This is a genomic window from Streptomyces sp. NPDC048192, from assembly GCF_043202415.1.
Classification (GTDB): Bacteria; Actinomycetota; Actinomycetes; order Streptomycetales; family Streptomycetaceae; genus Streptomyces.
Map to the genome: position 1 here is coordinate 315,081 of NZ_JBIDAL010000003.1, position 22,723 is coordinate 337,803.

Consider the following 22,723-nt stretch of genomic DNA (forward strand, 5'->3'; position numbering starts at 1 on the left):
GGCGTCGTGACCACCGTCCGTCTTCCGCTCTTCCCGCTGAACACCGTGCTGTTCCCGGGACTCGTGCTGCCGCTGAACGTCTTCGAGGAGCGCTACCGCGCGATGATGCGCGAGTTGCTCAAGACACCGGAGGACGAGCCGCGCCGGTTCGCCGTCGTGGCCATCCGCGACGGCCACGAGGTGGCGCCGAGCGCCCCCGGCATGCCCGACCCCACGGCGCAGCCCGAGCGGGGACCGGCCGCGGGCTTCGGCCCGGACCCGGTGAAGGCCTTCCACGGGGTGGGCTGCGTGGCGGACGCGGCGACCGTACGGGAGCGCGCCGACGGGACCTTCGAGGTGCTGGCGACGGGGACGACCCGGGTGCGGCTGCTGTCCGTCGACGCGTCGGGCCCGTTCCTGACGGCGGAGCTGGAGGAGCTCACGGAGGAGCCGGGCGACGAGGCGGGCGCGCTGGCCGAGGGGGTGCTGCGCTCCTTCCGCCAGTACCAGAAGCGGCTCGCGGGCGCGCGGGAGCGCTCGCTGTCCGCGGGCGCGGACCTGCCCGACGACCCGTCGGTGGTGTCGTACCTGGTGGCGGCGGCGATGATGCACGACACGCCGACGAAGCAGCGGCTGCTGCAGGCTCCCGACACCGCGTCCCGGCTGCGCGACGAGCTGAAACTCCTTCGCGCGGAGACGGCCATCATCCGTAGCCTGCCGTCACTGCCCGCGTCCGAGCTGACGCGGACGCCGACCAGCCTGAACTGAGGGGCCCAGCACTCACCGATGGCGAAGAAGCCGAAGAAGCAGCAGTCCGCCGGCACCCCCGCGACGGTCGCCCTGTCGGCGGCCGGCGTGGCCTTCACGGTCCACGCCTACGACCACGACCCCGCCCACCCCTCCTACGGCGAGGAGGCGGCGGAGGCGATGGGCGTCTCCCCCGACCGCGTCTTCAAGACCCTGGTCGCGGACGTCGACGGCGCCCTGACCGTGGCCGTGGTCCCCGTCTCCGGCTCCCTGGACCTCAAGGCCCTGGCGGCGGCGGTGGGCGGCAAGCGGGCCACGATGGCCGACCCGACGCTGGCCGAGCGCACCACCGGCTACGTCCGCGGCGGCATCTCCCCGCTCGGCCAGCGCAAGCGGCTGCCGACGGTCCTCGACGACTCTGCCGAGGCCCACGAGACGATCTGCGTCTCGGCGGGCCGCCGCGGCCTGGAGGTCGAACTGTCACCGCAGGACCTGACCAAGCTGACCGACGCGGTACTGGCCCCGATCGGCCGCCCCTGACCCACCGGGGCCTGCGGCGAGCGGGGCCGGCAGGAGGGGGGCTGTAAGGGGCGCGCCACCCACGCCGGGGACTCAGGCCAGCAGGGGCTGGCAGGGGGCCGGGGGCCGCCCCTGCGGGGGACTGCGGCGAGCGGGGGCTCCTTTAGGGGTAGGGGACGCCCACGCCAATGGAAGAGCCAGGCGGGCCCTTGGCCTGCTGTCGGGCGACAGACCGGAAGAGCCCGGCGCGCCAGGCCTTCTGTGGTGCCGCGGGGTGGAAGAGCCCGGCAGGCCCTAGACATGCTGCCGCGCGGCGGACCGGAAGAGCCCGGCGCGCCGGGCCTGCTGCCGCGCGACGGGCCGGAAGAGCCGGGCGGGCTCTAGGACTGCTGTTGGGGGTACGGCGGCTCGGGGTCGCGGGGGCCGAACAGGGCCGTGAGGCCGAGGTGTACCAGCAGGGCGGCCAGCGGCCACGCCAGCAGCGCGGCCTTCGCCGAGAGCTTCAGCGGCGCGGAGAAGGTGACGCCCTTGCCCACCTGCTTGGCATGGGCGAGCACGTCGGTCGTGGGCCCGAGCCACACCCCGAGCCGCCACGCCAGCAGCGACCCGAGCAGCGCGCCGAGGCCCAGCGCCACCACGAGCGGCACTCCCCCGCGCCGCCGCAGCAGAAAGACCAGCACCGCGCTGACGAGCCCGAAGCCCAGCCCCAGCAGGGTGAACGTGCCGTCCACCCCCACCGCCTGCTCGCCCTCGCTGTCCTTGAGATACACGACCCAGCTCCCGCCGGACTGGTCGCCGACCAGCGGCACGTGCGGCGCGAGCCACCACCACAGCAGCCCGAGCAGCACCCCGCCCAACGCCACGGCCACCGTGATCACGGCGGCTTCCCGGAGTTCGGTCTTCATACCGGGGCCGTCCTGTTCGTACACGCCCCCGGCGGCACCGGCGGGCGGCGGGGCCTGCCGGACGTCGTGCGGGGACTGGTCGTGCGGCGGCGTAGGCGGAGTCAACGGTGCGGTCACCCTGACATCGTGCCAGGTCGTGCTGTGCGCCGCGTCACCGGACGGCGGCCCTGCGGTACGCCCACGTCGCCACGGCCAGCGAGACGACTCCGACACCCGCGCACACCCCCAGATCGACAAGGACGACGGCCCAGTCCGGGTGTGCCCCGAAGGTCCGGGCGTATGCCTCCACACCGTACGTCGACGGCAGCAGATCCCGCGCCAGCCGTACGATCTCCGGCATCCGGTCGGCCGGCAGCACGCCCAGCAGCAGCGCCGCCGACATGCCGAGCTGGCCGAGCAGCGTCGCCAGCTCGGGCCGCGGGGCGAGCAGACCGCAGGCGGCGCCGAGCCCGGACAGCGCGGCCCCGGCGAGCGGGATCACGGCCAGCAGGATCCACAGACCGCCCAGCGGCAGCCCGAACAGCACGCATCCGAAGACGGCCGTCACCAGCGTCCCCGGCACGGTGAAGGAGGCGTACGCCGCCGCCGCGCCCAGCACCACCGCGGCCGGCGGCACCGGCAGCGTGGCGTAGTGGTCGAGCCCGCCGCTCGCCCGCAGCTGCCCGAAGTACTGCGCCAGCAGGTTCAGCGCCACGTACGCGACCACCAGCACCGACGACCCCGCCACGACGGACCGGGCCTCCCCGGTGCTGTCGACGACGCCCCGCATCATCACGGTGATGCCGACGGACTGGAAGGTGGCCACGAACAGCAGCGGGATCCGCGCCACCCGGGCCCGGGACAGCTGCGCCCGGTAGACGGCCGCCAGCGACGGCCACAGCCGCGCGGCCGGAGCGAGTTCCGCCGCGTCCCGCGCCGGCTCGGGCACGACCCGGCCGCCGCCCGGCAGCACCTCCACGGGTACGACACTCACGACGAGCTGCTCCCCTTCCCTACGGCGGCCGCCCCCACCCATACGGATACGGCACCCCGCGCGCTCACGCCTTCACCAGTCCCTGCCGGACCGCTCCGCCGAGCGCCAGGTAGACATCCTCCAGGCTGGGCGTGGCCAGCGTGAAGTCGTCCAGGGCGGCGAACGCGGCCCCGCCGGTCACGGTGGCCACGGCGGCACGGGCCTCCTCGGGCGCGAGCCGCAGCGTCCAGCGCCGGCCGGACTCCACCGCGCGCTCCCGCAGCACGGCCACCTCGGGCACCTCCAGCGGCGCCCGCTCCCGCCACACCAGCTCGACCCGCACCTCGCCGGCCACCTGCTCCTTCAGGCCGGCCGGGGTGTCGCAGGCGATGACCCGGCCGGCGTCGATGACGGCGACCCGGTCCAGCACGGTCTCCGCCTCGATGACGTTGTGGGTGACGAGCAGCACGGTCGTACCGCGCTCGGCGCGCCGCCGGTCCACGGCCGCCCAGACCGCGCGCCGGGCCACCGGGTCCATGCCGGTGGTCGGCTCGTCGAGCACGAGCAGCGGCCGCTCCCCGACCAGGGCGGCGGCGAAGCAGGCCAGCCGGCGCTGCCCGCCGGACAGCTTCTTCAGCGCCCGCCCGGCGATCGGGGTGAGCCCCAGCTCCTCCAGTACGGCGTCCCGCTCGGCCCGCGCCCGCGCCGCGTCCAGGCCGCGCAGCCGACCGGTGGTCTCGGCGGCGAGGGAGACGGTCAGCTCGTCCAGCGCGGACGACTCCTGGCCCAGGTAGGCGAGCAGGCGCGCGGCCCGCTCGGGGTGCCGGACGATGTCGTGCCCGAGGATCTCGATGCTGCCGGTGTCCGGCCGCAGCAGCCCGGTGAGCTGCCGGACGAGCGTGGACTTGCCGGCTCCGTTCGGCCCGAGCAGTCCGAAGACCTCGCCGCGCCGCACCTCCAGCTCGACGCCGTCGGTGGCCCGCACCGCGGGGGTGCCGGGCGCGCCGCGCCGGCCCTTCACAGCCGGATAGGTCTTGCCGAGCCCGCGCACACGGACGACCTCGTCCTGCCGAAGTGCCTGTGCCGCGCGCGTACTCACAAGGGACGAGGGTACGGGGTCGGGACCCTTTACTCGCCTTTGGGGCGTCTTCCGTACGTGACCGGTAAGAAGCCCGGCCCGGCCGGTGGGGAACTCCGGGTCACTCCCCCGTCGCGCTCTCCGCGGCCGCCGGCACGTCGATCTCCCGCCAGAAGCCCGCCCGAATGGCGTAACGGTCGTGCTCGTCGATCTGGTCGTCCTTGTGAGCGAGCAGCCCGAACCGCGCGGCGTACCGCAGCAGCTCCCCGTCGATGCGGTGCGGGATGCGCGGGTACATCTGCGACAGCTTCTGCAGATGGCTCTGGTCGCCGAGCCGGGACATCCAGCGGCGGGCGAAGACCTGGCCCACCTCGTAGGGGTCGCCGCCGACCGTGGTGATGTCCTCCTCGCGGTCGGCCCACCGCTGCTCGGCGGTGGTGAGCTGGGCCAGCGTCGGCATCGCGGCGACGTCGGGCGGCTCGGCGACGACGCCCGGCCGGTCCACCCAGCCCTTGTCGGAGGACCAGCGCAGGGTGGCGGTCGCCGGGTGCTGGGCGGGCTGGGCGCCGGGGGCGCGCAGCGCGGCCAGGTCCTTGGGGGTGGGGACGCCCTTGTGGGCGGCGGCCCGCTCCTGCGTGCCGTTCTCCGTGGCGGCGGCCGGCCGGGGCGCGCCCTGGTCGGCCGGCTGCTCGGCCGCCGCGGCCAGCGCCGACTCGGGCAGCGGCGCGGAGAGGATCGCGGCGATCTCGGGCCGGGGCTCGGGCGGCGGGGCGCAGACGCCGGTCAGTTCCTTGGCGCGGACGGCCTGGGTGATCCAGGCGCGGTCCAGCACGCGCCGCTCGTCGGCCTCGGCGACCAGGTCCTCGGACTGGTTGTAGTCGCCGTCGGCGGCCTGTACGGCCCACAGGTGGACGGCGACGCCGTGCTCCTTGGCGGCCATCATGCCGGGCAGCAGATCGCCGTCGCCGGTGACGAGGACGATGTCGGAGCAGGCGCGGTTGCGGGCCAGCTCGGTCAGCTCAGCGTGCATGGCGGCGTCCACGCCCTTCTGGGCCCAGCGTCCGTCGCTGCGGGTGAGGGCGCCCAGCCGGACGGTGACCCGGGGCATCACGCGCAGCCGGCGATGCTCCGGTTGGGGGACCCGGTCCGGGGCGCCGTCGAACCAGTAGATGCGCAGCAGCGGGCGCTCGGTCTCCGATTCGGCGCGTACCCGCAGTGCCTGGATCAGTGCGGTGTGGTCGACGGTGATCCGGGACCGCGAGGGCTCACCGGCGAGGAGGCTGGCGGCGGCTCCCAGCAAGTACCCGGCGTCCACCAGGACGATGCAGCGGTCCACGCGACTCACCCTCTTCCCGGCAGGTTTGCTTCCGACTTCCTTCGAGTCTGCCCGACCGCGCGGGGGTTAACGGCCCGAACTCGATCTTCGGCGTGGCGTTTGCGGGGCCCGCTCGCCCACCTGCCCTGTCACACACGGTAATTATCCGACATGCGCCTGATGTCAGCGTATGTGAATCTGGTCCCGGCCCTGGCCCCTAGATCCCCCACAGGAGGCAGATCACCATGGCCAAGAACAAGAACCGCAAGCAGGCTGGCCCGCAGAACCGCGCTCAGCACAGCGAGCACACTCAGGAGCGCGCACAGCGTCCGTCGGCGGAGGAGCACGAGTCCCCGATGGCGGGCGTCGCGGGCAGCCCCGCGGATGCTGCTGGTAAGAAGCGGAAGAGCTTCGGCCACAACTAAGGGCAGTTGAAGCCCGGCACACAGGAGGGGCGCACCCTTGTCGGGTGCGCCCCTTCGCGTGTGATCGGGCGGTGCTCGCGGTGACGGGTCAGCCGGCCAGGCAGGACGGGCCGAGCAGCACCTTCAAGTCGCCGAAGAGCGCCGGGTCGGGCTTGACCCGGTGCCGGTCCAGACGCAGCACCGTGGTCTTGCGCGGGCCCTGGAGCTTGATGCGGACCTCGCTGTCGCCCTTGTGGTGGCTGAGGATCTCGCCGAGGCGGCTGACCATCGGCGGGGTCACCTTCACCGCCGGGATGGTGAGGACCACGGGTGCGTTGGTGCCCGCGTTGGACAGGTCCGGGACCATCAGCTCCATGGCGACGAGCCGGGGCACGTCCTCGCGCTTGTCGAGGCGCCCCTTGACGAACACCACGGCGTCCTCGACAAGTTGGGTGGACACCAGCTGGTAGGTCGCCGGGAAGAACATGCACTCGATGGAGCCGGCGAGGTCCTCGACCGTGGCGATGGCCCAGGCGTTGCCCTGCTTGGTCATCTTGCGCTGCAGGCCGGAGATGATGCCGCCGATGGTGACGACCGCGCCGTCCGCGTGCTCGCCGCCGGTGAGCTGCGCGATGCCGGCGTCGGCCTTGTCGGCGAGGACGTGCTCCAGGCCGAAGAGGGGGTGGTCGGAGACGTACAGACCGAGCATCTCCCGCTCCTGGGCGAGCAGATAGGTCTTGTCCCACTCGTCGGGGGAGAACTCCACGTCGAGTCCGAAGCCGGGCTCGCTGCCGGTGTCCTCGCCCATGCCGCCGAAGAGGTCGAACTGCCCCTCGGCCTCCTTGCGCTTGACCGCGACCACGTTGTCGATCATCGGCTCGTACTGCGCCATGAGCCCCTTGCGGGTGTGGCCCATGGTGTCGAACGCGCCCGCCTTGATCAGCGATTCGGTGGTGCGCTTGTTGCAGACGACGGCCTCGACCTTGTCGAGGTAGTCGGGGAAGGAGGCGTACTTCCCCTTCGCCTTGCGGCACTTGATGATCGACTCGACCACGTTGGTGCCGACGTTGCGGACGGCGGAGAGGCCGAAGAGGATCACGTCGTCGCCCTGGGCCGCGAAGTTCGCCTCGGACTCGTTGACGTTCGGCGGAAGCACCCGGATGCCCATGCGGCGGCACTCGTTGAGGTAGACCGCCGACTTGTCCTTGTCGTCCTTGACGGACGTCAGCAGCGCGGCCATGTACTCGGCGGGATGGTTCGCCTTGAGGTAGGCGGTCCAGTACGACACCAGGCCGTACGCGGCCGAGTGCGCCTTGTTGAATGCGTAGCCGGCGAAGGGGACCAGCACGTCCCACAGCGCCTGGATGGCCTCGTCGCTGTAGCCGTTCTTGCGGGCGCCGGCCTGGAAGATGACGAAGTTCTTCTCCAGCTCCTCCGGCTTCTTCTTGCCCATCACGCGGCGGAGGATGTCGGCCTCGCCGAGCGAGTAGCCCGCGATGATCTGGGCGGCCTTCTGCACCTGCTCCTGGTAGACGATCAGGCCGTAGGTGACGTCCAGGACCTCCTTGAGCGGCGCCTCCAGCTCGGGGTGGATCGGCGTGATCTCCTGCTGCCCGTTCTTGCGCAGCGCGTAGTTCGTGTGGGAGTTCATGCCCATCGGGCCCGGGCGGTACAGGGCCGACACGGCGGAGATGTCTTCGAAGTTGTCGGGCTTCATCAGCCGCAGCAGCGAGCGCATGGGGCCGCCGTCGAACTGGAAGACGCCGAGGGTGTCGCCGCGCTGGAGCAGCTCGAAGGTCTTGGGGTCGTCGAGCGGCAGGGACAGCAGGTCGATGTCGAGGCCTTTGTTGGCCTTCACCATCTTGACCGCGTCGTCCATGATCGTGAGGTTGCGCAGGCCCAGGAAGTCCATCTTCAGCAGGCCGAGCGACTCACAGCTCGGGTAGTCCCACTGCGTGATGGTCACGCCGTCGGTGTGCCTGACCCAGACCGGGACGTGCTCGGTGATGGTCTCGCTGGACATGATCACGCCGGCCGCGTGCACGCCCATCTGCCGGACCAGGCCCTCGACGCCGCGCGCGGTGTCGATGACCTTCTTCACGTCCGGCTCGTTCTCGTACATCGCGCGGACCTCGCCGGCCTCCGAGTAGCGGGGGTGGCTGGGGTCGGTGATGCCGGACAGCGGGATGCCCTTGCCGAGGACGTCGGCGGGCATGGCCTTGGTGATGCGGTCGCCCATCGCGTACGGGTAGCCCAGCACGCGCGCGGAGTCCTTGATGGCGTTCTTGGCCTTGATGGTGCCGTAGGTGCCGATCATGGCGACCTTGTCGGCGCCGTACTTCTCGGTCACGTACCGGATCACCTCGACGCGCCTGCGCTCGTCGAAGTCGATGTCGACGTCGGGCATCGAGATGCGCTCGGGGTTGAGGAACCGCTCGAAGATCAGGCCGTGCGGGATGGGGTCGAGGTCGGTGATGCCGAGGGCGTAGGCGACGATCGAGCCCGCGGCGGAGCCTCGGCCGGGGCCGACCGCGATGCCCTGGCGCTTGGCCCACATGATGAAGTCGGCGACCACGAGGAAGTAGCCCGGGAACCCCATCTGGATGATGACGTCCATCTCGTACTCGGCCTGCTTCTGGCGGTCCTCGGGGACGCCGCCCGGGTAGCGGCGCTCCATGCCGCGGCGGACCTCCTCCTGGAACCAGGTGACCTCGGTGTAGCCCTCGGGGATGTCGAACCTGGGCATGAGGTCGCGCTTCTCGAACATGCCGGTGGTGTCGACCATCTCCGCGACGAGGAGCGTGTTGGCGCAGCCCTCCTGCCAGGCGTCCGAGGAGTCGATGGCGTACATCTCGTCGGTGGACTTCAGGTAGTAGCCGGTGCCGTCGAACTTGAAGCGGTCGGGGTCGGAGAGGTTCTTGCCGGTCTGGATGCACAGCAGGGCGTCGTGCGCCTGCGCCTCGTGGGCGTAGGTGTAGTGCGAGTCGTTGGTGACCAGCGGGGGGATGCCGAGCTTCCTGCCGATCTCCAGCAGGCCGTCGCGGACCCGGCGCTCGATCTCGATGCCGTGGTCCATCAGCTCCAGGAAGTACTTGTCCTTGCCGAAGATGTCCTGGTACTCGGCGGCGGCCTTCAGGGCCTCGTCGAAGTGGCCGAGGCGCAGCCGCGTCTGGACCTCGCCGGAGGGGCAGCCGGTGGAGGCGACGATGCCCTCGGACCACTGGGCGATGGTCTCCTTGTCCATCCGGGGCCACTTCTGCAGCCAGCCCTCGGCGTAGGCGTCGGAGGAGAGCCGGAAGAGGTTGTGCAGGCCGGTCTTGTTCACCGCCCACATCGTCTTGTGGGTGTAACCGCCGGAACCGGAGACGTCGTCCCGCTTCTGGTGCGGCTGGCCCCAGAGGATCTTGCGCTTGTTGCGCCGGGACTCGGGGGCGACATACGCCTCGATCCCGATGATCGGAGTGATTCCGGCCTTCTTCGCGGAGTGGAAGAAGTCGTACGCCCCGTGGAGGTTGCCGTGGTCGGACATGGCGATGTGCGTCATGCCCATCTCGTTGCAGGCGTTGAACATGTCCTTCAGCCGCGCGGCACCGTCCAGCAGCGAGTACTGGGTGTGGACGTGCAGGTGCGTGAAGGGCGGCTTCGACACGGTTGAGCCTCCGGGGGAAACACTCGGCGACGGGCTGGCGGACAGTTCTGGGGTCAGCGTCGAAGTCTATGCCCGGGCACTGACACTCGGCCCGGTTCCCCGCGTACCTTCATCCGGGAACCGGGCACTCCCGCGTGGCGTCGCCCGTTGAAGACGGCAGAAACGCTGTCGTACAGGTCATGCAGGCAAGCACCAGGAGGCACCCAGCGATGTCGGTCCACCGGCTCAACGACGAGCAGCGCGGCGAGGAGATCCTCGCCGTCTTCGACACCGCCTTCGGCCGGCTCCTGGCCGCCGACCCGGCCGCGTTCCGGGTGAAGTTCCGGAAGATGGCGGCATCGGCCTTCGCGTTCTACCGGGGCACGGCGTGCCTCTTCTACCACGACCTCGACGCCGAGAAGCGCGGTGGCCCGTTCCTGGACGACCGCACCTCGCGCGTGTGGATCCACGGCGATCTGCACGCGGAGAACTTCGGCACGTACATGGACGCGGGCGGCCGCCTGGTCTTCAACGTCAACGACTTCGACGAGGCCTACGTCGGCCCGTTCACCTGGGACCTGAAGCGCTTCGCGGCGTCGGTCGCGCTCATCGGGTACGCGAAGGCGCTCAGCGACGAGCAGATCACCGAGCTGGTGCGGATCTACGCCGGCGCCTACCGCGAGCGCATCCACGCCCTGGCCACCGGCGCCAAGAGCGACGAGGTGCCGCCCTTCACGCTGGACACCGCCGAGGGCCCGCTGCTGGGCGCCCTGCGCGCCGCCCGTTCCATGACCCGTTTCGAGCTGCTGGAGTCGATGACGGAGATCCGCGACTACGAGCGCCGCTTCGCGCCGGGCGGCGGCTCCATCGAGCTGGACGCGGCCACCCGCTACAAGGTGCTGGCCGCCTTCGACGGCTACCTGGAGACGCTCCCGGACTCCTCGCTCGCGCGCCCGGACTCCTACCGCGTGAAGGACGTCGTCGGCCGCCGCGGCATCGGCATCGGCTCGGCGGGGCTGCCGTCGTACAACATCCTCCTGGAGGGGCACAGCGACGCCCTGGAGAACGATGTGGTCATCTACATCAAGCAGGCCCAGACCCCGGCCGTCTCCCGGCACGTCACGGATCCGGCCATCGCCGGCTACTTCCAGCACGAGGGTCACCGCACGGTGATCTCCCAGCGCGCGCTGCAGGCGCACGCCGACCCGTGGCTGGGCTGGACCGAGCTGGACGGGGCCGGCCAGCTGGTCGCCGAGGTCTCGCCGTACGCGGTCGACCTGGACTGGGGCGACATCGACGACCCGGAGGAGATCGCGCAGGTCGTCGCCGACCTGGGCCGGGCCACGGCGGCGATGCACGCGGCGGCGGACGACACCTCCGGCGAGTCCCTGGTGCCGTTCTCCACCGAGCGGGCCATCGACGCGGCCATCGCGGCCGACGAGGAGGGCTTCGCGCCCCTTCTGGTGGACTTCGCGCACACCTACGGCGCACGCGCGCGTACCGACCACCAGATCTTCGTCGACCTGTTCCGCAACGGCCGGATCCCGGGGCTGTAAGCTCCGCACACTCACAGGCACCCTTTAAGGGTCGCTTACCCGTCCACGTGCCAGACTCTCTCTCGTTATGGACATATCCGGGACCCAGCTCAGAGCCGTGCGCGCGGCGCTGTTCACGGCTGTCGTCGTGACGCTCAGCACCGCGTCGCACGTCCTGCTGTCCCGGGCCCCGCTGCCGGTGGCGGCGGTGCTGGCGGTCTGCGCCGGGGTCTTCGTCACCGCGTACGCGCTGGCGGGCCGCGAGCGCGGCTTCGGCCGGATCGCGGCCCTGCTGGTCCCGCTGGAACTGGCCGCCGACACCGTCTTCACCACCGGCCAGAACACCTGTTACGGCCGGGCGGGCGGCCCGGTCGCCGGTCCGCTGCACGCGTTCGGTTTCAACGTGCTGTGCCAGGGCGGCGCCGTCGGCTCCCCGCTGGCCCGGATGACCGCGGCGCAGGGCCGCCCGGACGCACTGCTCGCGCACGCCACTCCGGCGGCCGCCTGGCTGCTGCTCGCCGCGCACGTCGGCGTGGGCCTGCTCGCCGCCGCCTGGCTGGGCCGGGGCGAGCGGGCGCTGGTGCAGCTGCTGCGCGCGGTCGCCGCCGCCACCTTCCGGCCGCTGCTGCTCGCGGTGGCCTCGGTCGCCGCGCGGCCGGCGCAGGTGCGCCGGCTGCCGCGCCCGGCCCCGCGCCGGGCCGCCGCCCGCGACCGGCTTCTCGTGCACTCCCTGGGACGGCGTGGACCGCCGTGCTCCCCCGCCCTCGCCCTCCGCTGAGCGCCCGCCCCTGCTGAGCGGCCCCGCTCCGCGGCGCCGGTCCGCACGGCCCGGACGGCGGCACCGAGCACCCCAGTCCCCACACCTTTCCCGCGCACGGCATGTGCGCGTCCCCTACGGAGATCACCACCATGAGCAAGCGGAACAGCCAGACGGCGAAGACGGCGGCCCGGGAGCGGCTGCGCCAGGAGCGCGAGCGGCAGGCCAAGCGCGCCAAGGCCAAGCGGCAGATCATCGTGGCCGTCTCGGTCGTGGCCGTGCTGGCCGCCGCCGGCGGTATCGGCTACGCCGTCGTCCAGGCCAACAAGCCCACCGGGTGGGACGCCGCGAAGACCAAGCCGCTCGTGAAGCCGGCCAACACCTCGGGCCCGGACGGCACGACCGTCCTCATAGGCAAGAGCACCGCCAAGAAGACCCTCACCATCTACGAGGACCCGCGCTGCCCGGTGTGCGCGCAGTTCGAGCAGACGGTGGGCACGACCGTGAAGAAGGACGTCGACGACGGCAAGTTCAAGCTGCGCTACGTCGGCGCCACCTTCCTCGACAAGAACCTGCCCGGGGTCGGCTCCAAGAACGGCCTGAGCGCGCTGGGCGCCGCGCTCAACGTCAGCCCCGAGGCGTTCCTCGAGTACAAGGCCGCGATGTACTCGACGAAGTGGCACCCCGACGAGAACGACGACAAGTTCAAGGACGACTCCTACCTGATCAAGATCGCCGACACGGTGCCCGCCCTGAAGGGCAACGCGGCGTTCCAGAAGGCGGTCAAGGACGGCACCTACGACCGGTGGGCGCTGGAGGAGTCCAAGATCTTCGACAAGGACGGCATCCAGGGCACCCCGACCCTGAAGATGGACGGCAAGACGCTGACGGGCTCCGACGGAAAGAACCCGCCGATGACCGTGGCCGAGTTCAACACGGCCATCGACGCGGCCCTGAAGGGCTGATCCGGAACTCCGCGGAAACCGGCCCCCGCGTGAAGAGCGGGCGAACTTTGGGAGTTCGCCCGCTCATGCGCATACCGATCAGTAACCTGATCGGTCGTGACCAGTCGATACAGATCGCTTCCGGCCCCCGAGGGCCGCAACTCCCTTTCGCCCCGCCGCCGTACGGTCGTCAAGGCCGCGGCGGCGACCGCTGTGCTGGCCGGCCCGCTCGCCGCCTCCCTTCCTGCGCGCGCCGCCGCCCAGGCCCCCGCCTTCCTGCACGGCGTCGCCTCCGGTGACCCGCTGCCCGACGGCGTCCTGCTGTGGACCCGGGTCACCCCGGCCCCGGAGGCCGTGCCCGGCTCCGGGCTCGGCCCGGACACCGAGGTGAGCTGGGTCGTCGCCCGGGACAAGGCGTTCACCAGCATCGTCGCCAAGGGCTCGGTCACCGCGACCGCCGCCTCCGACCACACCGTGAAGGCCGACGTCCGCGGCCTCGCGCCGGCGACCGACTACTGGTTCCGCTTCTCGGCCGGCGGCACCGACTCCCCGGTGGCCCGCACCCGCACCGCGCCCGCGGCGGACGCGAACGTGTCCTCCCTGCGCTTCGGCGTGGTCACCTGCGCCAACTGGGAGGCCGGTTACTTCGCCGCCTACCGCCATCTCGCGGCCCGCAGCGACCTGGACGCCTGGCTGCATCTCGGCGACTACATCTACGAGTACAAGTCCGGCGAGTACGCGGCCCGCGGCACGGTCGTCCGCCCGCACGCCCCGGCCAACGAGACCATCACGCTCGCCGACTACCGGATCCGCCACGCCCGGTACAAGACCGACCCCGATCTTCAGGCCCTGCACCTGAAGGCGCCGGTCATCGCGATCTGGGACGACCACGAGTTCGCCGACAACGCCTGGTCGGGCGGTGCCGTCAACCACACCGAGGGCGCCGAGGGCACCTGGACCGCCCGCAAGGCCGCCGCCAAGCAGGCCTACTTCGAGTGGATGCCGGTCCGCCCCGCGATCGAGGGCACCACCTACCGCCGGCTGCGCTTCGGCAAGCTCGCCGATCTGTCGCTGCTGGACCTGCGTTCCTTCCGCTCCCAGCAGGCCTCCGCGGGCAGCGGCTCGGTGGACGACCCGAACCGGACGATCACCGGCCGGGCCCAACTGGACTGGCTGAAGGCGGGGTTGAAGGCCTCCGACACCAGGTGGCGGCTGGTCGGCAACTCGGTGATGATCGCGCCGTTCGTCATCGGCTCCCTCACCGCCGACCTCCTCAAGCCGCTCGCCAAGCTGCTGGACCTGCCGCAGGACGGCATAGGCGTCAACACCGACCAGTGGGACGGCTACACGCACGACCGCCGCGAACTCCTCGACCATCTGCGCTCGAACGGCATCGGCAACACCGTCTTCCTGACCGGCGACATCCACATGTCGTGGGCCAACGACGTGCCGGTGGACGCGGGCACCTACCCGCTGTCGCCGTCGGCGGCCACCGAGTTCGTGATCACCTCGGTGACCTCCGACAACCTCGACGACATCGTCAAGGTCCCCGAGGGCACGGTCTCCGCCGTGGCCGCGCCGCTCATCGAGGCCGCCAACCGGCATGTGCACTGGGTGGACACCGACCGGCACGGCTACGGCGTGCTCGACATCACCGCCGACCGCGCGCAGATGGACTACTACGTCCTGTCCGACCGCACCGACCCGGACGCGACCGCGCAGTGGGTGCGCTCCTACCGCACCCGCAGCGGCACGCAGAAGGTCGAGCGGACCTACGACCCGGTGTAGCCGGTGCCGGCCTGCCCGCCGCTACTCGGCCGGCAGGCTGTCGAGGAAGCCGAGCGCCACCCGCCAGGTGGCCTCGGCGGCCTCACGGTCGTAGTCCGGCAGAGCGGGGTCGGTGTAGAGGTGCCCGGCGCCGGGGTACCGGTAGACCTCCACATCGGCTCCGGCCCGGCCCATCTGCAGATACCAGGCGGTCAGCCAGTCGTCCGTCTCGAACGGGTCCGGCTCGGCCACGTGCAGCTGCACCGGGAGCCCGTCCGTGTGGGCGTTGGGCGCGATGTCCGAGGTGCCGTGCAGGAGCAGCAGCCCGCGCGCCTTGCCGTCGCCGAGCGCGAGGGTCTGGGCGACGGACGCGCCGAGCGAGAACCCGGCGTACACCAGACCGCGGTCGGAGTACGGGGCCGCGGCCAGCACGGCCCGCTTGAGCAGCTCCTCCCTGCCGACCGACTCGTTGAACTCCATGCCCTCCTCGACGGTGCCGAACGTGCGCCCCTCGAAGAGGTCCGGCGTCCACACCTCGTGGCCCGCCATGCGCAGCCGGTCCGCGGCGTCGCGCACCGCGGGCCTGAGCCCGTACGTCGAGTGAAAAAGCATGATGTTCATGAGGCCATGGTGCCAGCCGATGCCGACGCGCCCGAGCCGCCGTACCCACGATCAGCCGGAACTCACATGTTCATGCCCGCCGACCACCGGTTAGGAGCGGGGGCATGGAGAATCTGGTCCGCCCCGTGATCGTGATCGGTGGCTCGGTGCTGCTCACCCTGGCCGTCGGCTGGGTCACCGACCGGCTGCTGCGCAAGGCCGACGCACGCGACCACGACTCACCCTTGTGGGAACTGCTGCGCCGCGGCCGCATCCCCTACCAGCTCGTGCTGTGCGCCGCCCTGCTCCGCGGCTCCTACGACCAGGCGAAGGTGCTGGAGCGGCACCAGGTGGGCATCGGCCGGGCGCTGACGCTTGTGCTGATCGGCTCCGCCGCCTGGCTGGTGATCCGCATCGCCGCGGCGATCGTCGAGACCACCTACAGCCGCTACGCCCGGGTGCACCGGGACGCTGCACGGGTGCGCAGGGTGCGCACCCAGGTGGAGCTGATCATGCGGGTGGTGTCCGCGATCGTCATCGTCGTCGCCGTCGCGTCCATGCTGCTGACGTTCCCGGCGATGCGCGCCGCCGGCGCCTCGCTGCTGGCCTCGGCCGGCATCATCGCCGCCATCGCCGGGGTGGCCGCCCAGTCGACCCTGTCCAACATGTTCGCCGGGCTGCAGATCGCCTTCGGCGACATGGTGCGCATCGGCGACACGGTCGTCGTGGACGGCGAGTGGGGCACGGTCGAGGAGATCACCCTGACCTTTCTGACGGTACGGACCTGGGACGAGCGCCGGATCACCATGCCGGTGTCGTACTTCACCTCCAAACCCTTCGAGAACTGGTCGCGGGGCACCCCGCAGATGACCGGCACGGTGTTCTGGCAGCTCGACCACAGCGCGCCCGTCGAGGCGATGCGCGAGAAGCTGCGCGACATCCTGCGCGAGTGCCCGGCCTGGGACGGGCGCGCCTACGGCCTGGTGGTGACCGACAGCACACCCAACACCATGGAGGTGCGCGCCCTGGTGACCGCCAAGGACGCCGACGACATCTGGACGGTGCGGGTCGCGGTCCGCGAGCAGATGATCACCTGGCTGGTGGCCGAGCATCCCTACGCGCTTCCCCGCGTCAACCACTCCGACGCGGTGCTCCCGCCGCAGCGGCGCCCGTCGCCCGACGGCACGTCGCTGCGCAAGGAGTACGAACTGCCGCGCAGCGGCCGGAGCTGACCGGCGCCGCGTCTCAGTGACCGCGCTCGGCCCCGCCGTTGACCTGGATGATCTGCGAGGTGACATGCGCGGCGCCGGGCGAGGCCAGCCAGTGCAGGGTCGCGGCGACGTCGCCCGGTATCCCCGGCCGGCCGTTCAGCGTCTCGGCGACGAGCCGGGCCCGCCGCTCGTCGTCCATGGAGTCCCCGAAGAACTCGGTGTCCTCGACGTATCCCGGCGCGACCACGTTCACGGTGATGCCGCGCGGCCCCAGCTGCCGGGCCAGGTCGTGCGCGTAGGGATGGAGTGCGGCCTTGGCCGCCGCGTAGGCGCCGCTGCCGGAACCGCGGTAGGCGGCGATGGAGCTGATGAACAGCACCCGCCCGCCGGGCTCGGCGAGCCGGTCCTTGACCGCCTCGGTGAGGAGGGCGGCGGTGAGGACGTTCTGCCGGAAGGCGGCCGTCCAGTCGTGGGCCACCCGGTCCAGCGGGTCCGCGCTCGTGGCCGGCTGCTCCCGGTACCCTGCGCCGCCCGCCGCGTGCACGAGGACGTCCACGGTGCCCAGCTCCTGGGCGACGAACCGGGCCGCCCGGCGCACCTGGTCCGGCTCGGCGAGATCCGCGGCATGGGTCAGGGCCCCGGGCACCTCGGCCTTCTCCAGCACCTCCGCGCGCCGGCCGAGCAACAGCACCCGGTCGCCGTCCGCCGCGAACGTCTGGGCCGTCGCCCGCCCGATGCCCGTGCCGCCACCACTGATCACGATGTTGCGAGTCATGATCCGAGAGTAGGAGCCAGTCACCGGCCGTGCCCGGATTTATCCCCAGGCTCTGCATGCTTGTACGACTGTTCATCCACAGGGGCTAGGTGCGCCGGTGCTCACCGCAGGCTGCGCACGTCGAGATGCCGGAGCACGCGGTCCACGATCTCCGGGTCCGCGCCCGGCTCGCTCCGCGCCGACAGCACCTCGTGCCGCGCCGCGCTCAGCATCTCGCTCTGGATCCTCCGGATCCGCTTCAGCCGCCCGACCCGCTGGTGCTGCGCCTCGCGCCGCTCCTCCTCCCCCATGTCGGGGCTGATCCGGATCCCGATGTCGTAGGCACGCCGCAGCATCTGCTCGGACAGCTCCTCAGGCAGCTCCTCGACCTGCTCGATCTCCCGCAGCCGGCGCTTGGCCGCCTTCGCGGCGCGTACCGCGAGCTCCTTCTCGAACTCCTTCTCCCGCTCGGAGTCGGCCCGCACCCCGAGCCATCTGACGAGCGACGGCAGCGTGAGCCCCTGCAGGACCAGCGTGACGATGATGACGCCGAAGGCGATGAAGACGATCTCGTCGCGGTCGGGGAACGGGGCCCCGGAGTCGGTCTTCAGCGGGACGGCGAGCGCCAGCGCCACCGAGGCCACCCCGCGCATCCCGGACCACCACATGACGACGGTCTCGCGCCGGCTCACCGGGATCTCCTCGTCGTAGTCCCGCCCCGCGTGCAGCCGCTTGGTCAGCCAGGTCGCGGGCAGCAGCCACACCAGCCGTACGACGATCACCACGCCCACGACGACGGCCGCCCAGCCGAGCAGCTCGCCCCAGCGCCCCTGGGCGGTGCGGATGGCGTTGTGCAGCTCCAGACCGATCAGTCCGAAGGCGACCCCGGTGACCAGGGTGTCGATGATGTCCCAGAAGGTGTGCCCGGCCAGCCGGGTCATCACGTCGTCGGCGTCGGTGGCGTACTCGGCGAGGAACAGCGCGGTGGTGAGCACCGCGAGCACCCCGGAGCCGTGCAGCTTCTCCGCGAGCACGTACGAGGCGTACGGCACCAGCAGGGTCATGCCGATCTGCAGGGTCGGATCGCCCAGCAGGTCCATCAGCCTGTTCGCGCCCCAGCCCAGCACCAGACCCACGACGACGGCGACGACGGCGGACAGCACGAAGTCCGCGCCGGCCCGCCAGACCGAGAACGATCCGCTGAGCACCGCGGCGATCGCCACGTGGTACAGCACGATGGCGGTGACGTCGTTGAACAGCCCCTCGCCCTCGAGGATGGACACCAGACGGCGCGGCAGCCCCAGTTGCCCGGCGACGCTGGTCGCGGCGACCGGGTCGGGCGGGGCGATCAGCGCGCCCAGCGCGACGGCGGCGGCGACGGTCAGGCCCGGCACGATCGCGTGGGCGACGACCGCCACGCACACCGTCGTGACGAAGACCAGGGCGACGGCCAGCAGGAGGATCGGGCGGATGTTGGCCGCGAACTGCCGCCAGGAGGTGCGCCGTACGGCGGCGTAGAGCAGGGGCGGGAGCAGTCCCGGCAGGATCAGCTCCGGCGGGATGTTCACATCTGGCACGAAGTCGGCCACCGCGAGGACGCCGCCGAACAGGGTCATCAGCACCGGCGCCGGCACCCCGAACCGGTCTCCCACCGGGACGCTCACCAGGGCCCCGAGCAGCAGGACGAACAGCAGAGCCAACTGGTCCACGGACGACGCTCCGGGGTCGACGATCATCTCGCAGGGTTCAAGACTGCCATCCGGCCGACGGGAACGCCCACCGCCCCCGGACCGGGCCCGGTCCCCTACAGGGCGCGGCGCATCGCCCGGTGCGGTATCCCGGCGTCCGGGAACTCCGGGCCGTACGCCGTGTAGCCGAGCCGCTCGTAGAAGCCGAGCGCGTGGGTCTGGGCGTGCAGGTCGACCGCGGTGAGGCCACGCGCGCGTGCCGCGTCCTCGATGGCGCGCACCAGGGCCGCGCCGACGCCGAGCCCGCGGGCCTCGCGGGTGACGGCGAGCCGCCCCAGGGAGCCCACCGAGGCGTCCCCGCCCGTCTTGGCCGCGGCGGCCCCGCCGTGCAGCAGCCGCCCGGTGCCCAGCGGCACGCCGTCCTCGCGGACCGCCAGCACATGCACGGCGACCGCGTCGTAGGCGTCGTACTCGATGTCCTCGGCGACGCCCTGCTCGCGGACGAAGACCTCCTTGCGGACCGCGAAGCAGGCCTCGCGGTCGGCGGGGTCCTCGGCGACCCGCACGGTGTACGGCACGCTCATGCGTAGGTCTCCTCGCGCACTTGGTCGAGGGCCTTCTGCAGGTCCGCGGGGTACTCGCTCTCGAACTCCACCCACTGGCCGTCCCCGGGGTGCTCGAAGCCGAGGCGCACGGCGTGCAGCCACTGGCGGGTCAGGCGCAGCCGCTTGGCGAGGGTCGGGTCGGCGCCGTAGGTGAGGTCACCGACGCAGGGGTGGCGGTGGGCGGACATGTGGACGCGGATCTGGTGGGTGCGGCCGGTCTCCAGCTTGACGTCCAGCAGCGAGGCCGCGCGGAACGCCTCGATGAGGTCGTAGTGCGTGACGGAGGGCTTGCCGTCGGCCGTGACCGCCCACTTGTAGTCGTGGTTCGGGTGGCGGCCGATCGGCGCGTCGATGGTGCCGCTCGTGGGGTCCGGGTGGCCCTGGACCAGGGTGTGGTAGCGCTTGTCGACCGTGCGCTCCTTGAACTGGCGCTTGAGCGAGGTGTAGGCGCGCTCCGACTTGGCGACCACCATCAGGCCCGACGTGCCCACGTCGAGTCGGTGCACGATGCCCTGGCGCTCGGCTGCGCCGGAGGTGGAGATCCGGTATCCGGCGGCGGCCAGACCGCCGATGACGGTGGGGCCGGTCCAGCCCGGGGACGGGTGCGCGGCCACGCCGACCGGCTTGACGATCACCACCACGTCATCGTCGTCGTGCACGATCTCCATGCCCTCGACCGGCTCGGCGACGATCTGCACCGGCGCGGGCGCCTGGGGCATCTCGACCTCGAGCCACGCGCCGCCGCGCACCCGCTCGGACTTGCCGACCACCGCGCCGTCGACCTGGACCTTGCCGGCGGCGGCCAGCTCCGCCGCCTTGGTGCGGGAGAAGCCGAACATGCGGGAGATGGCGGCGTCGACGCGCTCGCCCTCCAGGCCGTCGGGCACGGGCAGGGTACGGATCTCGGGAATCGTGCTCACCCGTCGAGTATGCCGGACGGGCGGAACCGGCCCGCACGAGCCTGTGGAAAACCGGCTGCGGACGGCGCCCCTCAGTCCTTGTGGAGCGTGCCGTCCGGATCCAGGCCCCGGAAGGACAGCAGCACGATCAGGATGCCGCCGCACACGATCGCCGAGTCGGCCAGGTTGAACACCGCGAAGCCCTTGGGCGCGATGAAGTCGACGACCTTGCCCTCGAAGACGCCGGGCGACCGGAAGATCCGGTCGGTGAGGTTGCCGAGCGCGCCGCCGAGCAGCAGGCCGAGCGCGATGGCCCAGGGGTAGCTGTAGAGCTTGCGGGCCAGCCGGATGATCACCACGATCACGGCCGCGGCGATCAGGGTGAAGATGATCGTGAAGGCCTGGCCGAAGCCGAAGGCCGCGCCCGGGTTGCGGGTGGCGTTCAGCTCGAGCCAGTCCCCGAGCAGCCTGATCGGCTCGCGGCCCTCCAGCTTGGCGACCACGAGCAGCTTGCTGATCAGATCGAGGGCGTACGCGAAGGCGGCCACCGCGAACAGCAGGGCGATCCGGCGCCCGCGACGCCCCCGCTCCTGGGCCGGGGCCTGCTCGCCGCTGCCGTCCGGGGTGTCCGGCGTACCGATGATGCGCTCCGCCTCTGCCACGTGAGTCCCTCAACCTAGGTGCCTGACTGAGGACGAGACTACGACACGGCCGCACGCATTCAGGAGCGGCGTTCCTGCTTCTGCTTGCACTCGACGCACAGGGTGGCCCGCGGGAAGGCCTGCATCCGGGCCTTGCCGATGGGGTTGCCGCAGCTCTCGCACAGGCCGTAGGTGCCCGCGTCCAGCCGTTCCAGGGCGCGCTGGGTCTGGACGAGCATGTCGCGCGCGCTCGCGGCCAGGGCCATCTCGTGCTCGCGCGTGATGTTCTTGGCGCCGATGTCGGCCTGGTCGTCGCCCGCGCCGTCCCCGGAGTCCCGCATCAGGCCCGCGAGCGACGCCTCGGAGGAGCTGATCTCCTCCTGCAGCCGCTCCGCCTCGGACAGCAGTTCGGCACGTGCCTCGTCGACCTCCTCCGCGGTCCAGGGGTCCTCGCCGGGGCGCACCGCCAGCTCGCCGGGCTCCGCCGCGGCGATCCGCGCCTTGGGGACGGCGGTCTCCGCCGTGGCCGTGCCAGGAGTCTTCTTCGCAACCACTGTCGTGGCTCCCGTCTGCTTGGCGGCCCGCGCCGCGCCCGCTTTCTTGGCCCTGCTCGTGTCGGCCGCCTCCGTGGAGACGCCCGCTGCGGCCGCCTTCCCGCCGCCGGCCTCCTTCGCCGCCGGCTTCCGTACGGCCGTCTCGCCCACCGCTCCCTTCACCACAGGTTCCGCGCCGCCGGCTTTCCCGGTCGCCGCGGTTCTGGCCGCCGTCTTCCTGCCGGCTGCCGAGGCCTTCTCACCGGCCGCGGCCTTCCGGGCCGTGGGGGTCGAGGTCCTGTGCGCCGTGGCCGTACCGGCCGAGGTGCCCTCACCTGAGGCCTTGCCGGCCGAGGTCTTCTGGGCGGACGTCTTCTGGGCCGAGGTCTTCGAAGCCGAGGCCTTCTTGGACGCGTTCCGCTTGGACGACGTGCTCTTCTCGGCCGCCGATTCCTTCGCCGCCACCTTCTTGGCCGCCGTCTCCTTGGCCTCGCTCTGCTCTGCGGCGGCCGAGGCGGCCGAGGTCTTCTTGGACGCGGTGCCCTTGGACGAGGTGCTCTTCTCGGCGGCCGTCTTCCTCCCGGCCGCAGCCCCGGCGGTGCCAGTCGCCTTCGTGCCCGCAGCCGACCTCGCACCGGCACCGGCCGTCCCGGCGCCGGCAGCCGCCTCCCCGCCCGCAGTCGCCCTCGTACCGGCACCCGCCGTCCCGGCGCCGGCATCCGCCCCCGCCCCCGCAGTAGTCCCCGTACCCGCCGTGGCCCTCGTACCCGTGCCCGCCGGCGCCCCGCTGTCCGTCGTTCTCCTGGCGGCCGGCTCCTTCGGGGCCGGGTCCCTCAGCGCCGATCTTCTCGCGGCCGGCTCCGCGCTCCTTCCCCCGGTCGGCCTCTTCCTGCCGGCCGCTCCCTTGGCGGCCGCAGCGCCGGAGGCGGCCGCGCCCCGGCGCCGGCCGGTCGCCGGCTGCTGTACGGCGGTCTTTTTCGCCACCATGGCCGCGACCCCTTCACATATTGTGATCATGTTCGCGAATCGTGCTGGGACGATAAATCGACTTGAGTCCCGCGGCAACGGGGCACACCGCCCGATTCGCCCGCCCGCGCCCCCGCGCAGCGGGCCTGCATCCGTTGTGCCCAGCTCCCCGGCGGGTAATCCGCCGCGCCAGGCCTCCCCGGATCCGGGCGCCCGGCCCCTGGCCATTCGGGTCACCCCGGGCCGCCGCGAAGCGCCCGGCCGCACCGCGGGGAAAACCGGTCGGCCGCTGTCCG

20 protein-coding genes are annotated in these 22,723 nt (G+C 71.9%); 8 read left to right on the top strand and 12 right to left on the bottom strand.

What is annotated here, in order from left to right:
- Positions 1–6 precede the first annotated feature (6 nt).
- On the top strand, positions 7–747 hold the full coding sequence (locus ACGFZN_RS07080) for an LON peptidase substrate-binding domain-containing protein (protein ID WP_393857460.1): 741 nt from the start codon (positions 7–9) through the stop codon (positions 745–747).
- An 18-nt stretch (positions 748–765) separates the two neighbouring features.
- Positions 766–1,266, top strand: a complete 501-nt coding sequence (gene ybaK, locus ACGFZN_RS07085; RefSeq protein ID WP_393857461.1) for a Cys-tRNA(Pro) deacylase — start codon at positions 766–768, stop codon at positions 1,264–1,266.
- 359 nt (positions 1,267–1,625) lie between these two features.
- Here the strand turns inward: ybaK and ACGFZN_RS07090 are convergent, their stop codons facing one another.
- The 4 genes from ACGFZN_RS07090 to ACGFZN_RS07105 all read right to left on the bottom strand — a co-directional run bounded on the left by ACGFZN_RS07090 (position 1,626) and on the right by ACGFZN_RS07105 (position 5,516).
- Complete coding sequence (locus tag ACGFZN_RS07090) at positions 1,626–2,267, bottom strand: AAA family ATPase (protein WP_393857462.1); 642 nt, start codon at positions 2,265–2,267, stop codon at positions 1,626–1,628.
- Between the two features lie 34 nt (positions 2,268–2,301).
- Positions 2,302–3,123, bottom strand: a complete 822-nt coding sequence (locus ACGFZN_RS07095; protein WP_393857463.1) for an ABC transporter permease — start codon at positions 3,121–3,123, stop codon at positions 2,302–2,304.
- A 64-nt stretch (positions 3,124–3,187) separates the two neighbouring features.
- Positions 3,188–4,201 carry an ABC transporter ATP-binding protein gene (locus ACGFZN_RS07100; RefSeq protein WP_393857464.1) on the bottom strand — a complete coding sequence of 338 codons (1,014 nt, stop codon included), beginning with the start codon at positions 4,199–4,201 and terminating at the stop codon, positions 3,188–3,190.
- A 100-nt stretch (positions 4,202–4,301) separates the two neighbouring features.
- Entirely contained in the window at positions 4,302–5,516 is a 1,215-nt protein-coding gene (locus ACGFZN_RS07105; RefSeq protein WP_393857465.1) for an NYN domain-containing protein, read from the bottom strand.
- A 224-nt stretch (positions 5,517–5,740) separates the two neighbouring features.
- On the opposite strand from ACGFZN_RS07105, the gene ACGFZN_RS07110 reads away from it, so the two are divergent.
- Positions 5,741–5,920: a hypothetical protein gene (locus tag ACGFZN_RS07110; protein WP_393857466.1), complete on the top strand. Its 180-nt coding sequence runs from the start codon at positions 5,741–5,743 to the stop codon at positions 5,918–5,920.
- 88 nt (positions 5,921–6,008) lie between these two features.
- On the opposite strand, the gene dnaE is transcribed toward ACGFZN_RS07110, so the two are convergent.
- The gene (gene dnaE, locus ACGFZN_RS07115; RefSeq protein WP_393857467.1) at positions 6,009–9,548 is read right to left on the bottom strand and encodes a DNA polymerase III subunit alpha; all 3,540 of its coding nucleotides are present in this window, start codon (positions 9,546–9,548) and stop codon (positions 6,009–6,011) included.
- A 209-nt stretch (positions 9,549–9,757) separates the two neighbouring features.
- On the opposite strand from dnaE, the gene ACGFZN_RS07120 reads away from it, so the two are divergent.
- The 4 genes from ACGFZN_RS07120 to ACGFZN_RS07135 all read left to right on the top strand — a co-directional run bounded on the left by ACGFZN_RS07120 (position 9,758) and on the right by ACGFZN_RS07135 (position 14,551).
- Complete coding sequence (locus ACGFZN_RS07120) at positions 9,758–11,083, top strand: DUF2252 domain-containing protein (protein WP_393857468.1); 1,326 nt, start codon at positions 9,758–9,760, stop codon at positions 11,081–11,083.
- A gap of 67 nt (positions 11,084–11,150) precedes the next feature.
- Entirely contained in the window at positions 11,151–11,840 is a 690-nt protein-coding gene (locus ACGFZN_RS07125; RefSeq protein ID WP_393857469.1) for a hypothetical protein, read from the top strand.
- 131 nt (positions 11,841–11,971) lie between these two features.
- The gene (locus ACGFZN_RS07130; RefSeq protein WP_393857470.1) at positions 11,972–12,784 is read left to right on the top strand and encodes a DsbA family protein; all 813 of its coding nucleotides are present in this window, start codon (positions 11,972–11,974) and stop codon (positions 12,782–12,784) included.
- Between the two features lie 96 nt (positions 12,785–12,880).
- Positions 12,881–14,551 carry an alkaline phosphatase D family protein gene (locus tag ACGFZN_RS07135; protein WP_393857471.1) on the top strand — a complete coding sequence of 557 codons (1,671 nt, stop codon included), beginning with the start codon at positions 12,881–12,883 and terminating at the stop codon, positions 14,549–14,551.
- A 21-nt stretch (positions 14,552–14,572) separates the two neighbouring features.
- Here the strand turns inward: ACGFZN_RS07135 and ACGFZN_RS07140 are convergent, their stop codons facing one another.
- Positions 14,573–15,151, bottom strand: a complete 579-nt coding sequence (locus ACGFZN_RS07140) for a dienelactone hydrolase family protein (RefSeq protein WP_393857472.1) — start codon at positions 15,149–15,151, stop codon at positions 14,573–14,575.
- A 104-nt stretch (positions 15,152–15,255) separates the two neighbouring features.
- Between ACGFZN_RS07140 and ACGFZN_RS07145 the strand changes: the two genes are divergently transcribed.
- Positions 15,256–16,362 carry a mechanosensitive ion channel family protein gene (locus ACGFZN_RS07145; RefSeq protein WP_393857473.1) on the top strand — a complete coding sequence of 369 codons (1,107 nt, stop codon included), beginning with the start codon at positions 15,256–15,258 and terminating at the stop codon, positions 16,360–16,362.
- Positions 16,363–16,375: 13 nt separating this feature from the next.
- Here the strand turns inward: ACGFZN_RS07145 and ACGFZN_RS07150 are convergent, their stop codons facing one another.
- The 6 genes from ACGFZN_RS07150 to ACGFZN_RS07175 form a co-directional block, all read right to left on the bottom strand.
- Positions 16,376–17,116 (bottom strand): SDR family NAD(P)-dependent oxidoreductase, encoded by a 741-nt coding sequence (locus tag ACGFZN_RS07150; protein WP_393857474.1) that lies wholly within the window; start codon positions 17,114–17,116, stop codon positions 16,376–16,378.
- A gap of 101 nt (positions 17,117–17,217) precedes the next feature.
- Positions 17,218–18,804: a Na+/H+ antiporter gene (locus tag ACGFZN_RS07155; RefSeq protein ID WP_393857687.1), complete on the bottom strand. Its 1,587-nt coding sequence runs from the start codon at positions 18,802–18,804 to the stop codon at positions 17,218–17,220.
- 95 nt (positions 18,805–18,899) lie between these two features.
- A complete protein-coding gene (locus ACGFZN_RS07160) occupies positions 18,900–19,367 on the bottom strand; it encodes a GNAT family N-acetyltransferase (protein WP_393857475.1) in 468 nt (155 codons plus the stop codon).
- Positions 19,364–20,308: an RluA family pseudouridine synthase gene (locus tag ACGFZN_RS07165; RefSeq protein ID WP_393857476.1), complete on the bottom strand. Its 945-nt coding sequence runs from the start codon at positions 20,306–20,308 to the stop codon at positions 19,364–19,366. Before ACGFZN_RS07165 ends, ACGFZN_RS07160 begins: the two co-directional genes overlap by 4 nt.
- 71 nt (positions 20,309–20,379) lie before the next feature.
- A complete protein-coding gene (gene lspA / locus ACGFZN_RS07170; RefSeq protein WP_393857477.1) occupies positions 20,380–20,949 on the bottom strand; it encodes a signal peptidase II in 570 nt (189 codons plus the stop codon).
- Positions 20,950–21,008: 59 nt separating this feature from the next.
- A complete protein-coding gene (locus ACGFZN_RS07175) occupies positions 21,009–22,448 on the bottom strand; it encodes a TraR/DksA C4-type zinc finger protein (RefSeq protein WP_393857478.1) in 1,440 nt (479 codons plus the stop codon).
- Positions 22,449–22,723 lie beyond the last annotated feature (275 nt).

Bases quoted from the DNA above. Each gene is read 5' to 3' on its own strand.
- ybaK (WP_393857461.1), top strand. From the start codon at position 766: ATGGCGAAGAAGCCGAAGAAGCAGCAGTCCGCCGGCACCCCCGCGACG.
- ACGFZN_RS07110 (WP_393857466.1), top strand. From the start codon at position 5,741: ATGGCCAAGAACAAGAACCGCAAGCAGGCTGGCCCGCAGAACCGCGCT.
- ACGFZN_RS07120 (WP_393857468.1), top strand. From the start codon at position 9,758: ATGTCGGTCCACCGGCTCAACGACGAGCAGCGCGGCGAGGAGATCCTC.
- ACGFZN_RS07125 (WP_393857469.1), top strand. From the start codon at position 11,151: ATGGACATATCCGGGACCCAGCTCAGAGCCGTGCGCGCGGCGCTGTTC.
- ACGFZN_RS07130 (WP_393857470.1), top strand. From the start codon at position 11,972: ATGAGCAAGCGGAACAGCCAGACGGCGAAGACGGCGGCCCGGGAGCGG.
- ACGFZN_RS07140 (WP_393857472.1), bottom strand. From the start codon at position 15,151: ATGAACATCATGCTTTTTCACTCGACGTACGGGCTCAGGCCCGCGGTG.
- ACGFZN_RS07145 (WP_393857473.1), top strand. From the start codon at position 15,256: ATGGAGAATCTGGTCCGCCCCGTGATCGTGATCGGTGGCTCGGTGCTG.
- ACGFZN_RS07150 (WP_393857474.1), bottom strand. From the start codon at position 17,116: ATGACTCGCAACATCGTGATCAGTGGTGGCGGCACGGGCATCGGGCGG.
- ACGFZN_RS07160 (WP_393857475.1), bottom strand. From the start codon at position 19,367: ATGAGCGTGCCGTACACCGTGCGGGTCGCCGAGGACCCCGCCGACCGC.
- ACGFZN_RS07175 (WP_393857478.1), bottom strand. From the start codon at position 22,448: ATGGTGGCGAAAAAGACCGCCGTACAGCAGCCGGCGACCGGCCGGCGC.